Origin of the sequence: Methylobacterium sp. 88A (assembly GCF_000376345.1) — a bacterium.
GTDB lineage: Bacteria > Pseudomonadota > Alphaproteobacteria > Rhizobiales > Beijerinckiaceae > Methylobacterium > Methylobacterium bullatum.
The window spans coordinates 1-13,499 of record NZ_AQVT01000004.1 but is presented as its reverse complement, the minus strand read 5'-3'; the positions used below and the strand labels follow the sequence as shown (position 1 = coordinate 13,499).

The following is a 13,499-nucleotide window of genomic DNA, read 5'->3' as shown; positions in this document are numbered from 1 at the left end:
CCGGCCGTTCGCCTTCGTCCTCAACGGCACGAACCCCGTCACGCCCGTGCGGACGGCCGAGGCGGTGGCTGTCCTGGAGGCGGGGGGCGAGGTCGCGCCAGCCGTGTCCACCAGGACGGACTTTATCGACTCGATGGCATCGGGGCTTGGCGTTACCGAGATCGCGCCGAGCGGGAAGGCGGCCGCCGAGATCAAGGCGCTTTGGAATTTCATCGCGACGAAGTTGGAGACGAAGTGATGGCCAAGCCGTTCAAGCGGACCCCCCTCGCCGGGGGCGACGTGTTCGGGAAGAAGCCCATCGCGCCCTCAGTTGAGAGTGGACCCGCAACCACGCAACCACGCAAACCCGCGACCGCGCAGACTCATGAACCCGCAAAGCGCATCGTGGCCGATAGCGAAATCCCAGACGGCGCCGACAACAAGGCCGGCCTCAAGATGCGTGTCCGGTACGAGAAGCCCCACGTCTCGCTGTACGCCTCAGAGGCGACGTTCAAAGCGATCAAGCGGCTCGCTCTGGACGAGGGCACCACGGCGCAGGCCCTCTACCGAAAGGGCCTCCTCCTCATGATGCGCGAATACGGGATCGACCGTGGCATGAACGAGGATGAGATCTAGCCACGCAAACCCGCTGTCACACGAACCCGCAAACCCGCTTCCACGCGAAATGGAATGGTAAACAAGGGCTTAACGGCGCCTTTAGCGATTAGGGTCAGAATGGGAAGCATCGATCGATGCTTCCCCGAGGCGCCTTCATGCCGGACAGCCAAACCATCGTTGCCATCGCCTCCGGGATGGCGGCGGTCATCGTCGCCGTTACAGGCCTGCTGACGGAGTTGCGCCGTTGGCGTCGAGGCAAGGCCGATGCACCATCCGATCCACCCGGAAACTCTGGATAACGGCTTCGTTGCTTGCAAATCGGTTTCTCATTTGCGTGATTGCAAATCACACGCAAATAAATCTACCGGCAAAAGCTTGGATGATGCCTTGCGTCGTCTACGAATGATTCCGTCCGCGCCTATTGCGTCATCGTTAACGGCGAGGCTACGGTGACCGCGCGCCCGAGTCGTTCGAGCGTCGAGAGGTACTGAAAACACGAAACCCGCCTGGTAAGGGCGGGTCACATGCCGGCAGGGCCGGGAAATCATTCTCGATTGGCGTCAGAATGATTCCCCAAAACCCAGCCTCGCGCAAGGGGAAATCGACCGATTTCCTCAACGGCGAAGCTTTGCCGGCAGTGCCCATGCCCCCGTGGCGGGTCTCGCGACCCGAGGGGCGAAGCTGTGTTCAACGAGGAAATTAAGCGCGCGGCCTCGCCGATGGTGAAGCCGTTGGCGGTCAAGCCGCGACGTGCCCGTGGTCCGTGGTCGCCGTCGCCGGCCGGACCCTACACCCTCCCGCGAGACGTGCTCGGCCGCCTGGTCGTCGCCCTGAGCAGCTACCGGAACCGCGACGCGGCCATGGCCTTGGCCGTGTTCCTCGCCCGCTTCTGGAGCTCGCCCAAGCGCCTCGTGTTGGCCTTCCCGATTGACCGGCGCGCCCTTGCCGATCACGTCGAGCTCGGGCTGAGCGAGGCCAGGGTGAGGGGTGCGTTAAAGATCCTGCAGGACGTCGGCTTCCTGGATCGAGACCTGGTACCGGCCGGATCGGTGCATCGCGCCACAGAGACCGGCCTGCATCGCAAACCCGTGCTGTGGCGCTTTGGATCGAGCTTCGCCAAGTCGTTCGCCAAGGCCAACGCTCGCCGTCGTCTCGAGAGGGCACCTGCCTCACCGGCCCGTCGCCCGCCTGCACCCACCCAGGGCGCCCCGCGTTATCTCGCCCAAAGACAAGTTACCTCGGAGAGGGGGGTGATTATGGGTGAGCAGCTGCCGGTCGACCCAGAATCTCCCCTCGAGCGAGCTCTCGCACGGTTCGGAAGGGCTTCCGGGATGGTGGAGCGGGGAGGTCCGAGCTAGATGGCTGTTTCCTGGTGCGGGGGTAGCCCGCCAGAGGCCGCCATGAGTTTTTGGCGCCTTCCCTAAGTCGCGACCGTCTGCGGCCGTCCTGGAGGCTTACAGCGCCCCCGCGTCGAGTTCGGCCTTCCGGATCGGGCTTAGTCCGAAACCATGCCTCTCGAGGATCGCCCGTTCCTCCTCCGATTCTGGCGATGGCAACTTCTCGGCCTCGGCCCGGAGCTTGGCCGCGATCACCTCACGCTCACGGTGCAGGGCCTGGGCTCGCTCATCGTCGGGGATGCGCCTGATCTCAATCTGCAAGAGCTTGAAATTGGTCTGTTGGATGTCGGCCGCGAAGGCCTCGAAATCGTCGCCTAACCGCTGGCGGAGGAGCTTGGCCAGCCGGCGGGCCGGGGTCTCGGCGATGAGGAGCCGGGGGTCGGCGGCGAGCTTGGCTTGCCTCTCAGCCTGGCGATTGGCCTCGATCTGCGCCTCGCGCCTCGCGTAGTGCCGTTCGCGCTCGGCCCGCATTGCAGCCTGGTGGGCCTCCTCCTCCCGGCGAGTGAGGATCGTCCGTGCGATCTCGTCTTCGGCGGTGATGTCGGCGGCGGCCTTGGCTTCCCGCTCCCGGCGCTTCCGTTCGCGATGGGCCTCGAGCTCGGCGAGTGCGAGGGCCTTGGCCTCGGCGACTGTGGTGGGGGTCGTCATGCGGCCTTCGCCTTGAGTTGTGCCGCGAGGGCCGGGTTCTTGTTCGTGATAATGGTCTGGCGTGTCCTGTTGAGGTGCGTCTTCGACCATGGATTCGGCCACGTCGGGATCTCCGCGAGGAGGGCGGCGTCATGGCTCTCGCCGATGGCCTTGAGGATGCCCAGCATGGGATCGTCGGCGCGTCGGTACCCGGTGCCGCTTCCGATCTTGACGGGCACCCAGGCGTTAGGATCGGCCGGCTCTGCTGGCGTTGCAGGCGCCTTCCGCGCGGGTCGGCGGGGATCGGACTTCGTGAGCTCAGAGAGCCATTCGACGGGATCGATCTCGACGAGCTCGCCATCGCGGAAGCGGGCGATCCGGCTGCCGTCCGTGTCGAGGACGAAGTGGCGGCCGGTGGCAGCGTCATGCTCGACGGCGCCGGAGAGGGCGGCCCCGAGTACGGCTAGTCGGTCCTGGTCGGCGGCAATGCCGTTCTGGGTGCAGAACTGGTTGGCGATGCTGGTGGCGTCGGCGAGGTTCATGACCGCCCCCGCGCGGCGTATCGCCCGTTCGTCTGGCCCAGGTGGTGACTCGGTGCAGCTTTGAAGCTCATCCGGCCTGCATCGCGAAGGTAGCTCGCGACGATGCGGCGGAGGGCGGCGGACAAACTTTCATCCTGCTCGAACGCCACGTCCTCCAGCGCAGAGCGCATCTCATTAGAGACCGTAAAAGATATTTGGGTTGGGCGGTTCATAGCCGGCGTTGCCCCTTGGGGCCGTATGGACGGTGGGTGGCGCGCGGCGGTGCGGCGGGCGGGGTGGCCAGGTGGCCGCTGGCTCGCAAGCTCTCGGCAAGCGCGCGACGGACGTATCCGGCTCGGGAGCTCAGGGTCTCGCCGCAAACCGTGTCGAGGGCAGCGCCGAGATCGGGGTCGAGGATCACGCCGACGACAACGGCGCCGGCCTCCCCGTTGGGGTTCATGATGGTCATTGTGCTTCTGGTTCAGGCACGGCGAGGCGAGCGAGCGCGGGGCGTCGCTAGTGGCCGGCTGTGGGTCAGGTGATGGTCGAGGCGCCCGTGGTTTGGGCATGGAAAAGCCCGCTCTGGGTGAGCCACGGTGGCCAGCTACAGAATGGGCAAGATAGGAATATTATGCCTCATCGAATTGGTTTTGTCAAGCTGACCCTCACGGACCCTCAAAATCCGTAAGAAAACAGACCTATTCACAGACATCCGGCCATGGTGAGGATCGGCTGCCATTGTGCCGGCAACGCCGGACCCACGTAGGGACCAGCATCAACCCAGCTGACGACGTGCTCGTGACGTCCGGTTCCTCGCTTCGCTCGAGCAACAACAATGCTTGGTCCTACGCGGCGAGCCTGTTCATCCGCTGTGCCCGGCGCGCTTCGTCCTGGAGCAAGTTCCGGAGAACAACCTTGTAGTACGGCGTCGTCGTCCTCCTCATCGCCCGGTCGATCGTGTCGAGGTGGTCAGGGAGGCGTTGCCGGAGCGCGGGGTGCATGAACAGGATGTGGTCGATCTTCTCTGGCGGCAGGTCGAGGACTCGGCCGCGATAGCCAACCTCGGTGACGGGCGGCGGGTTGTCATTCGCTGGCGCAACGTCCTGCGGTTCCTCCTGGCCGGATGTGGGCTGCAAGGACGGTAGAGGATCCGATGGCCGCAAATCAGTCCAGGAGGGGACAACGGAAACGGTGGCCGCAAATGAGTCCAGCACAGGGATTTCCGCCTCTACCAGGGGCGCCAGACGCTCGGCCTTGCGGTTCGCAAACCATGTGCTCCGGCTGACGCCTGCAGCCTTCCAGGGCTCTTTCGCCTGGAGCGACTCCGATCGGGGCGTGTGTCCGGCGGCGGCGTGCCTGGCTGCGTCGGCCAGTCGGCGCTTGGCCTTCCGATCGGCGGCCCGAATTTTGTCTGTCCTCGAGGCGGCCGGGATGCAGCACAGGCCGAAGCGCAACGGCTCGTAGTCGGCGACGGCGAGCAACTTCGACAGCTGGTCGGTGGTGAGGTTCGGGCACTCACGGTTCGCCACCTTCGTCCAGCGATCCCGGATGAACTCTTCGTCGTGCTCCTCGAGAAGGATGGGCGTCCAGTCCTTCACCCAGGACACAGCGTACCGCCAGGTTCTCGCGCGGGGCATCAACTCCGGGATGGCGGCCATCATGTAGCGTTCGGCGTCGGCGGTGCGGCAGGGGCCATCGTATCGGCCGGAGATCAGCTTGTGGATGTCTGAGAGCCGGAGCGATGGCTTTTGGTGATTTGAGGGTTTCGTGCTATTGTCCAAGGTGTTGGCTTCGAGGTTTGTGGGACGGTTTCAGACGTTCCCTGAGGTTGATCTAAGTTGTTGTTGCCGGAAACCCCGTTCCGTGACCTTTGTTGGTCGTGGGCGGGGTTTTTGCGTTGGAGATAATCACCCCATTTAATTTTTGGGTTAAGCCTCTGGAAAATAACGGAAAGTTGCCATTTCTGTCCGCTTTTCCCTATTTCCAGCCCCCTTTTATGGGTCGCACAACGTTACTTGCTTGACCCACAAGGTACTTAGGCGAGCACCAGGCCCGCCCTCGTCATCACGAATATTCGGGCTCGAGATCATGAGCCCGGTTGCCCCAGGCTTCCGTCACGTGCCGCTGGATCTGGCTGGCCATTTCGGTGGGGCTTTGGTTTCCGGCATGAATCACGATGCTGACCCCAGGCGCATTGCTGCCCCCATTGCCGCCAGGACCGGCCTTGTTCGGCTTGGGGCCGGACTTGCCATCCTCGAGCTCATGCGCCCCGCCGATGCCCTTTGGCCTCGCTGGCGGTAGCGGCACCTTCGAGGCCAAGTCTGCCGCCGACGGCGGTGTTGGCGCGCTAGGTGCGGGCTGGCCCGCGAGCTCGCCGGCCTTCCGCCAGCCGGTCGAGGTCATGCCGTCGCCGATGTCCGTCTTCGGGATGGCCAGTGACTTCGCGGCCCTCTGCGCCTCTGGGCTCATCCCGGTCGGAACAGGAGCGCCCGCCAAGAGCCGCTTCGGATCGAACAGATTGCCCTTCGGATCGCGAGCTTCCAAGTGCAGGTGCGGCCCGGTGCTGCGCGGGTCGTGCGCCCGAAGGCGACCGATGGCTTGGCCGGAAGCAACCTTGGCGCCCGCCTCGATGCCGGCTTGGATGTGCCGGTACGTGGTCGAGCTTCCATCATCGTGCGCCAGCTTCACGTCGCCAGATCGATCGATGCTGGCAATGCCGTCGCGCATCGCTTGTACCACAGTTCCGGCTGGCGCGGCGAGATCGACGCCCGCGTGAAACTTCGACTGGCCCGTGATCGGGTGCCGCCTCATTCCGAAGTCGGACGAGAAGCGGCCCTTGCCGTCGAGGGGATGGACGCCGCCGACAACAGGACCGGCCTGGCCCCCAGGGGCATCACCGCCCTGTCCCCGCAAGCGGTTCAAGAACGGCAACCTGATCTGGTGCGCGAGGTCGTGCTTCTGGGGGTTCTCGAACTTCGCGATCCCGGCGCGGAGGGTGCCTTCATCGGTCTTCGCCGCCATCATCGCATCGTAGGCGGCACGGTGCGAGCCCAGCATTTCCTGACGTAGGAACGCTTGCTGGACTTCGATGTCCTGCCACGGCTTCCCCATCTTCTGAGCGAGCGCCTGGAGCTTGCCGAACCGGCCTGCCCCCACGTTCCACTGGGCGGTACCGAACGACTGGGGGACGCCGTTCTTGTGGTCGCCAGCGGCCTTCGGGTCGAGGTTGCCGCCCGACTCGCCCTGCATCATCGCAATAGTTGCCTGGGCCTTGCCCGGTGGCATCCCGAGCCCGCCGGCATCTACGGGCTTCTCGAGGAAAGCTTGCCACGATGCGACCCGCGCCTTGCCCTCCGCCGTCGTGGCGCCGCGAGACCGCCGACCATCGTTCGTGTTGACGTTCGAGTCATAGTCGACGTTGCCGCCGGAGCCGCGCCCGTACCATCCCGGCACCTGTCGGCCGCCACCGCTGCCGCTGCTGCTGGTCGAGGAGGAGAAGCCGGCGGTGACGTCCCCGGCACTCCCGAACGCCGTCGAGGGCGCCGTCGAGGGCGTCGTGAGCGACGACGACAAGCCCTTGCTCCCGAAGGTCGCGAGGGTGCGGTTCAAACGCTCTACGCCGTCCCCGAGGTCATCGATCACGCGGAAGGTCGCCGGAACCAGGAGGCCGCGCCATGCATCATCCGATGTGGTCTTCTCGGCCGTCGCGGGCCTGCCGGCGACCGGAGCCTCGACAACCAGGCGGCCCATGATCCGCTCGAGGAAGGACTCCCCGATCACGCGGCCGGCGCTGGCGAGCGACACCACGTCGAGGGCGACGCGGCCATGTTGATCTGCCGGACGATCGTCCCCATCCACCTGCATAGAGGCCGGCTGGATCAAGGATCGCAACGCGGCTGGATCGATGCCGTAGGACTGCTTTTCGACGGTCGCCTTGGCCGGGGGATCGCGCCAGGTCGTGGCCGGAGCCGGCGGCGTTCCACGGAACCAGTCGAGCGCCTTGTCGATCACGCCCCTGTCGGCGCCGATCTCAGGCTTCTGGGTCGAGGGTGCCTTCGCCGGGTCGGGGGCAAAGTTGGGGTCGAGGAAGCGGAGGACGCCGTTCACCAGGCCGCCCTGCTTCCACTCAGCGAGCGCATCGCGGATGCCCTGGACCATGGAGGCGAAGAGCCCCTTGGTCGCCTCGAGCATGAGAGTCGCGATCTCACCGCGCCGGGTGCCGAGCTCCGCGACGATGGCGAGGCCCAGGCCGCCGACGAGACCGCTGACGAGGCGGCCGGCGATGAGGCCGAGGCCGCCCACCGTGCGCCCCGCCGTGTTGCCGAGGATGCTCGCCACCTTGAAGGCGGAGAACGTGGCGGCGGCGGCCGTGCCGATCGCCAAGATGGCGCTGGCGAGACCGCCTAGGACCGTGAGGACTGGCGAGAGGATCAACAGGGCTGCGGACAAGGCCAAGATCCTGGCCGTCCACCTGCCGACCGTCTCGGGCGAGGTGTCGCCGGCCGTGAAGACGGAGAAGAGGCCCTTGATGACGCTGCCCGCATCCTTCAAGCCGGCCCCAAAGCCTCGAGCGGCATCGCCCCAGGCCTTGATGGACCCAGCGCTGCCCTCGCCTGGTTTGCCGAAGACGCCCTCGAGGAGCGCGGGGAGGTTGCGGAAGCCCAGGCCTTCGATGAGTCCCTTAAGGCCAGCCTGGAAACGTGCGGCGAGACCGCCGTTTCGCAGTTGAGCGGACCACCCGAGGAAGTAATCGCCGGCTTGGCGAGCCATTGGCGAGATGACTTTCCCGAATTCACCCAAGACATTGAGAAATGATGCGCGAAATTGTTTGAAGACAAAGCTCAGTTTTGTTCGGTGAAGTTCCCAAACCTTTCCAATAGCGTCGAACTGCTTTGCTTCTTTGGAAAGCTTAACTGCTTCCTTATATGTTTCCGCACCTTTAACTATTCTTCCGCCCTCGCCAAGAAATTCTTTTTGGAAGAAGTAATTGAGCGCCTTGTCCTGTTGTTTTGGGTTTCTGATCTTGTTGAAGCGATCGAAGAAGTCTGGAAGGAAGGCGTCAGGGTCCGCTCTCCTCTTCATTTCCATGCTCTCAGCCGTTCCGTACCCAAGGGCGCGGACGAAATCTCGAGCGGCGTCGCCTTCATCACCGCGCTTTTTGGCGATGCGGGGCGTCTGCATGAGCCTGCTGGCGACATGATCCATGAGCCGGCCGCTGGTGCCGGCCTGGTTGCCGAGCGACGTGGAGGCCGAGCCAAACGCCAACCCGCTCTCCTGGCTCATTCCCAGAACTTGGGCGCCACCTGCGCCGCGCTGTAGGTACGAGAGGAGCTTTTCGGGCGTCGTGCTCTGATTTGCGGCAAGATGTTGGATAGTATTTGCGACGGACTTGAGCTTGCCGGCGTCGAACTTGTCGCCTTTGCTAGTCAAGATCGAGTTGACCGTTCCGAGAATGTCTGAGACTTGCTCGAAGGGGACTTCCCATGCGGCCGAGGTTTGCGTCGTCAATTCTGCGACGGCCTTCGCACCAGCGGCGGGGATGCCGAGCTTCACGGAGTCCGTCCAGGCGGTGAGGAGCTTCGCACTCTCCACACCCAGGGTCTCGGCGAGCGGCGCGGCCCAGTTGTCCCGGAGGTCGCGGGCGGCTTCCTTGGACAAGCCACCGTAGCTCTGAGCGTTGATCTCGGCGGCATCGACGGCGCTCTCGGCCGTCAGGATCTTCCTGGTCGCGGCGGTGGCAGCTGCGGAGCCGGCGAGGGCGGCCACACCCACGGGCCTGGTGGTGTCACGGACGGCATCGCGCCCATGCTGCCAGGCATCGCGGCCTCGTCCGATCGTCTCTTTGCGAGCCCGCTCTCGGTCGGTGCGTTCCTGACGGTCCATCCGGTTGCGCAGCTGGAAGCGCCACCGATCGCCAGCGATCTGCCGGCGGAGGGTCGAAGCGGCGTCACGTTCGGCGGCGTCGGCGGCGCGCCTGTTGGCCCGATCGATGGCTCCGATCTCGGCGAGACGCTGACGGGTCGCTTTGGCAGCGGCGGCCTGGCGCTCGCGAAAAGCGCGGATTGCCGCGGACTCGAACTGGCGCCTCTGGCGGTCCTCCGCAGCGGCCTGGGTGGTGCGCTGGCGAGCGAGACGGGCTTCGGCGGTGAAGCGGGTCTTGAGGGCGTCGGCGGCCTTCGGGTCGAGCCGGAAGGGGTTGGCGGCCTTCGGGGCGATGTTGGCCTTGGTGGCGGCCTGGAGGCCGGGGACGTTGATCTTGGCCAGCGCGGCGACCGATTTGGCCAGGGCGTCCACCCTGTTCTGTAGACCGGTGACAACGGCGGACGCGCGGTCCTCCGCCTTCAAGGTCAATTTGACATCAGTTTCGATAGACATAGTTTTTCTTTCCGCCGATCTTTGCCGGCGTTGGGGTGAGAGTTGTCGAAAAAGGTACCCGAAATAATTTCAGGTACCTGATTGGATGAGGTGGCCGATTAAATATTCCTTTTGGAGGTCGCGTAAATGTAGGCCCCACCGTTAGCCGGGGGGTATGTTCGGATAAAAAAACCGACTACTGTAGTATGACTTCGTGATCGAATGCGAAGCTTGCGCAGGGGGCGGATGGTGTTCGGGAAAGAGTATGCAAGCCGGCCCGGTCACCTAGCCGAGATGGTCGAGACGTTCGCGCTGATGATCTCAGGCGTGGCCCAGCGGGCTGAGGCTGAGCAGGTGCCGGCCGTGGCTCTGACGGCGCGGGATGCTCAAGTTGCCCTTGAAGCTCTACTCGACGTGTTGGCTGGTCCAGCCCACAAAAAGCTGACGAAGACTGACTAGCGATCGAACCTGCGCATCGATCTACTGTCTCGCTCTGCGTTCTGACGGGCGCTGTCGGCGCGGCGGGCCTGGTCGCGCTGGATCGACTCCATCCGGCGGAGGCTGTCCGCCTGGTCGCGTTGTGCCCTGGCCATGTCCGAGACCGCGTTCATCGCCCTAACCTGGTCCGCGTCCTGCGCCCGTGCGTCAGGCGGCGAGGCGACCGTGAGGAGGAAGGCCACCAGGGCGACGGCGAAGCGGGACATGAGAGCTCCAGGGGCGCGGGGTGTGGCGCAGGAAGGGGCGAGACCGCGAGAGGGTTCCCACGGTCGGCGGGTAGGGTGTGGCAGCGAAGGCCGCGAGAATGCGGCGCCGGTCGAGGGGGGCGAGACGCTCGAGCTCGTCAGCGGCGGGCTCCAGGGCGGCCGGGTCGGTCTCGGCCTGTAGCAACAGGGCGTTCATCGCGGCGGCGCGGGGGCCGGCGAGGAGTCGCGCGATGGCGCGGAGGGATCGAAGGCGGGCTCGTTGTTCGGCCTGGTCGAGGCCCGGCGCCCACGGCCCGAATTGTCTGGAAGGATGCATTTCATCGTGAGGGTTGAGGCCGGCGAAAATCTCGCATGAGGCCGAGGAAAGGGCTTGCGTAACAACTCCAAACGCTCGTATGAAGTTGTTACAGACGGAGTTGAGACCATGACCGCGACCCCCCGCCCCCTCGTTTCCTACCTCCGCGTTTCGACGGATCGTCAGGGCAAGAGCGGGTTGGGACTCGAGGCGCAGCGCAAGGCCATCGCGGCTTTCGCCGAGGCCGGTGGGTTCGTGGTCGTTGCCGAGCATGTCGAGGTCGAGACCGGCAAGGGCGCCGATGCCCTGGAGCGTCGCCCCCAGCTTGCCGCCGCCCTCAATGTCGCCCGCAAGGCCAAGTGCCCGGTGGTGGTGGCCAAGCTGGATCGCCTGTCGCGCGACGTGGCGTTCATTGCCGGCCTCATGGCGCAGCGGGTGCCCTTCCTGGTCGCCGAGCTCGGCGAGGGCGTGGACCCGTTCGTCCTGCACCTGTACGCGGCGCTCGCCGAGAAAGAGCGCGCCATGATCTCCGCCCGCACCAAGGCGGCGCTCGCCGGCAAGGTCGGGACCGGCGTCCTCGGGAACAAGACGAACCTGGCGGAGGCCTCGGCCAAGGGTGCCAAGGTCCAGCGGGTCGAGGCCGACTCCTTCGCGGCCAACGTCCTGCCGCTCATCACCAACATCCGCGCTGCCGGCGCTACCTCGCTCCGCGCCATCGCGGCGGAGCTCAACGCCCGCAAGGTCGAGACCGCACGCGGCGGCGAGTGGACGGCGGTCCAGGTGGATCGCATCCTCAAGAGGGCGGCGTGATCCGCGAGGACGAGTGACAGTATGGAAAGGTCGGGCTTTCAGCGGACAGTCGCGACTGATGTTCCGGAGGGGGGCCGCGCCGCGCAACGGTTCCAGCGGAACACAACGGGAACATCCGGCTGTATTCCCTGTGGAGGAGGATCCGGTTTTCGGTCGACGCGGCCGGACGGCTCCTACACACTTCCAGCTCGGTCATCCCGCTTCGGGAAGGGCCGTGACTTGGAAAGGAGCTCGATAAGATGGCGACGATCCCTCTGGCCTACAGCCTCATCGCTGTAGGGCACGCGGTTGGGATCATCGGCTACATCATCCTGATCCACACTCACTAGTGGACAGGGCGAATCCGAGGGGACGCGGCCAATCTTGGCAGAGCGAACCGCGCCCTCCCCGGTGCCGAAGGTGAACCGCCCTCGGAGGCAGGGCCGCAAGGCCTTGCCTTCGGGGTATTCTGCCCACGATTGGCCAGTGCGTTCAATGCAGCCGGTAACCCAACCGGCCTAGAATGGCAGGGTTATCCAAAGTCGACGCGAACGAACTCATCGCCTGGCCGCCTTAACACGACAATATGTCGCACATTGGCGATCCGGCTTTTGTTCCTAATTTGTTCTCGTATTCTAGAGGGATGCGCTTCCCTCAAACCATCGCCGACTTTCCGTACATCGTTCTCGAGCTTCGGTGCAGCCTGTGCCCCTGGCGCCGGGGACGCTATCGGCTGGCCCGTCTCGCGGAGCGGTTCGGCGCCGATGCCAACCTGGACATGGTGCGCAGAGAGCTCGCGAAGCCCTGCCCTCGCCTGGCGCATCGGGGATCGGGAATGCTGCCGGGGTGCCGGGTCGAGCTCTGGGACTTCAACCGTCACCCGTACCGGCCGGCGGATGCGCCGACCGATGCAGACCCATGACACGGCCCGTTGGCCCTAGAGGCGCTCTGCAAGGAAAGTCTCGGTGTAGGCGATCAAGCCGGCCACATCCTTGTCGGTGAACTCGTCAGGCTTCCCATGGGCGGCGCTGTTTCTGACGCCAGCCTGAGCCGTGATCTGCTTCTGGACGAGCGAGTTGTAGATCCCAGCCTTCGCTAGGTCGGCGTTCATTCGATCGAGCTTTCCCGTCGGGATGCCGTTGTCGGTGCAAAGTTGCCTAATCGCGGTCTCAAGGACCACTCCGGCAATTACGGCCGCCGCTGTCGCATAGCCATTAGATAGAAGCTCGCTGGCCTGCTCGAGCTCATCCCCAAACACATCTGCCTGCACAAGATTGCGAAAGTGGTTAAGGTAGCCGCCCTCATAGTCTTCTTTTGCTGCAGTGAATACTGATCTCAACTTAACAAATCTGGGATGGTTGCCACCCCACGCACTACTTTCCTCGCTTTTGACAAACTGTTGGTAGTGCTCAGAGTCTTTCTTGCAAACCGTTGACAACAGATGCCTTACCTTGACCCTCCAGTTAAGCAGAAGATCGTCATCTACTTTGACGCCAGAGTTCATTTGTGTCGCATACGGTTGTTTTGTGGCTTCAATGTCAGATGCCTGTTTGTCGAGTTCGTCAAATCGCTTGGAGAATATCGATGTACTCGGCACGTTGACTGCCTCCGATGGCAACAAACTCGGCTCTTAGTATCGTCATCCCACGAACTGCAACCTGCAGCAACGATCGGTTCGCGTACCCTACGGTCGTCCCAATGGAGATGTGTTTGAGTGTCTGCGGGTTTGCGTGGACATGTGGGGCTCTGGTCATCCCTGATCGACTGAGGCACACTGCGGGGTGACGCAACCGCGTGTGTGCGGGTTTGCGTGGCTAAGTGGGGGTGTCCGTGAACGTCCTGGTCTTCGCCAGCCAGAAAGGTGGGTCCGGCAAGTCCACCATGGCGGCATCCGTGGCCGTGGCCGCCGTCGAGGCCGGCGAGTCGGTGGTCGCCGTCGATATGGACCCGCAAGGCACGCTCGCCGAGTGGGGACGCCTACGCGAGGCCGGGGACATCGTGTTCCGGTCGGTCGAGGCGGCGAAGCTCACGGCCTGGATCGAGGACGTGCGATCGAGGGGGAAGACGAGCCTCCTGGTCATCGACACGCCCGGCACGTTCGGCCCGGCGGTCAACAGGGCCATGCGTGAGGCCAGCTTGTGCCTGGTGCCGGTGCGCCCTTCCGCGCCCGATCTGAAAGCCGCTGCGCCGACCGTGGAGGCGATCCAGACGCTCG

At 64.6% G+C, this 13,499-nt stretch carries 11 protein-coding genes and 1 pseudogene; 5 read left to right on the top strand and 7 right to left on the bottom strand.

Annotated elements, in window-relative coordinates; genetic code table 11:
- The 3 genes and pseudogenes from A3OM_RS0123245 to A3OM_RS24675 form a co-directional block, all read left to right on the top strand.
- A pseudogene (locus A3OM_RS0123245) lies at nt 1-238 on the top strand (ParA family protein); the annotation flags it as partial.
- The gene (locus tag A3OM_RS0123240) at nt 238-615 is read left to right on the top strand and encodes a hypothetical protein (protein WP_018046198.1); all 378 of its coding nucleotides are present in this window, start codon (nt 238-240) and stop codon (nt 613-615) included. The pseudogene A3OM_RS0123245 and the gene A3OM_RS0123240, both read left to right, overlap by 1 nt.
- 701 nt (nt 616-1,316) lie before the next feature.
- Nucleotides 1,317-1,955 (top strand): hypothetical protein, encoded by a 639-nt coding sequence (locus A3OM_RS24675; RefSeq protein WP_157196595.1) that lies wholly within the window; start codon nt 1,317-1,319, stop codon nt 1,953-1,955.
- A 96-nt stretch (nt 1,956-2,051) separates the two neighbouring features.
- Here the strand turns inward: A3OM_RS24675 and A3OM_RS24670 are convergent, their stop codons facing one another.
- The 6 genes from A3OM_RS24670 to A3OM_RS0123195 form a co-directional block, all read right to left on the bottom strand.
- Nucleotides 2,052-2,642, bottom strand: a complete 591-nt coding sequence (locus A3OM_RS24670) for a hypothetical protein (RefSeq protein ID WP_018046196.1) — start codon at nt 2,640-2,642, stop codon at nt 2,052-2,054.
- Entirely contained in the window at nt 2,639-3,163 is a 525-nt protein-coding gene (locus A3OM_RS0123220) for a hypothetical protein (protein ID WP_018046195.1), read from the bottom strand. The genes A3OM_RS24670 and A3OM_RS0123220 overlap by 4 nt, the downstream gene beginning before the upstream one ends.
- Before the next feature lie 208 nt (nt 3,164-3,371).
- Nucleotides 3,372-3,611 (bottom strand): hypothetical protein, encoded by a 240-nt coding sequence (locus tag A3OM_RS0123215; protein WP_018046194.1) that lies wholly within the window; start codon nt 3,609-3,611, stop codon nt 3,372-3,374.
- 376 nt (nt 3,612-3,987) lie between these two features.
- Nucleotides 3,988-4,803: a hypothetical protein gene (locus A3OM_RS0123210; RefSeq protein WP_018046193.1), complete on the bottom strand. Its 816-nt coding sequence runs from the start codon at nt 4,801-4,803 to the stop codon at nt 3,988-3,990.
- A 403-nt stretch (nt 4,804-5,206) separates the two neighbouring features.
- Nucleotides 5,207-9,517, bottom strand: coding sequence for a phage tail tape measure protein (locus A3OM_RS24890; RefSeq protein WP_081612773.1), 4,311 nt, complete (start codon nt 9,515-9,517; stop codon nt 5,207-5,209).
- Between the two features lie 434 nt (nt 9,518-9,951).
- On the bottom strand, nt 9,952-10,200 hold the full coding sequence (locus A3OM_RS0123195; RefSeq protein ID WP_018046191.1) for a hypothetical protein: 249 nt from the start codon (nt 10,198-10,200) through the stop codon (nt 9,952-9,954).
- Between the two features lie 424 nt (nt 10,201-10,624).
- Between A3OM_RS0123195 and A3OM_RS0123190 the strand changes: the two genes are divergently transcribed.
- Nucleotides 10,625-11,305, top strand: coding sequence for a recombinase family protein (locus A3OM_RS0123190; protein WP_018046190.1), 681 nt, complete (start codon nt 10,625-10,627; stop codon nt 11,303-11,305).
- A gap of 916 nt (nt 11,306-12,221) precedes the next feature.
- On the opposite strand, the gene A3OM_RS25570 is transcribed toward A3OM_RS0123190, so the two are convergent.
- Nucleotides 12,222-12,881 (bottom strand): hypothetical protein, encoded by a 660-nt coding sequence (locus A3OM_RS25570; protein WP_026176348.1) that lies wholly within the window; start codon nt 12,879-12,881, stop codon nt 12,222-12,224.
- Between the two features lie 227 nt (nt 12,882-13,108).
- Here A3OM_RS25570 and A3OM_RS0123170 point away from each other — a divergent pair.
- Nucleotides 13,109-13,499, top strand: a 391-nt coding sequence (locus A3OM_RS0123170; protein ID WP_157196594.1) for a ParA family protein, incomplete at its 3' end; no start/stop codon positions are given.

What these genes read in the sequence shown, in the direction of transcription:
- A3OM_RS0123240 (WP_018046198.1), top strand. Translation starts at nt 238, where the DNA reads ATGGCCAAGCCGTTCAAGCGGACCCCCCTCGCCGGGGGCGACGTGTTC.
- A3OM_RS24675 (WP_157196595.1), top strand. Translation starts at nt 1,317, where the DNA reads ATGGTGAAGCCGTTGGCGGTCAAGCCGCGACGTGCCCGTGGTCCGTGG.
- A3OM_RS24670 (WP_018046196.1), bottom strand. Translation starts at nt 2,642, where the DNA reads ATGACGACCCCCACCACAGTCGCCGAGGCCAAGGCCCTCGCACTCGCC.
- A3OM_RS0123220 (WP_018046195.1), bottom strand. Translation starts at nt 3,163, where the DNA reads ATGAACCTCGCCGACGCCACCAGCATCGCCAACCAGTTCTGCACCCAG.
- A3OM_RS0123215 (WP_018046194.1), bottom strand. Translation starts at nt 3,611, where the DNA reads ATGACCATCATGAACCCCAACGGGGAGGCCGGCGCCGTTGTCGTCGGC.
- A3OM_RS0123210 (WP_018046193.1), bottom strand. Translation starts at nt 4,803, where the DNA reads ATGATGGCCGCCATCCCGGAGTTGATGCCCCGCGCGAGAACCTGGCGG.
- A3OM_RS24890 (WP_081612773.1), bottom strand. Translation starts at nt 9,517, where the DNA reads ATGTCTATCGAAACTGATGTCAAATTGACCTTGAAGGCGGAGGACCGC.
- A3OM_RS0123195 (WP_018046191.1), bottom strand. Translation starts at nt 10,200, where the DNA reads ATGTCCCGCTTCGCCGTCGCCCTGGTGGCCTTCCTCCTCACGGTCGCC.
- A3OM_RS0123190 (WP_018046190.1), top strand. Translation starts at nt 10,625, where the DNA reads ATGACCGCGACCCCCCGCCCCCTCGTTTCCTACCTCCGCGTTTCGACG.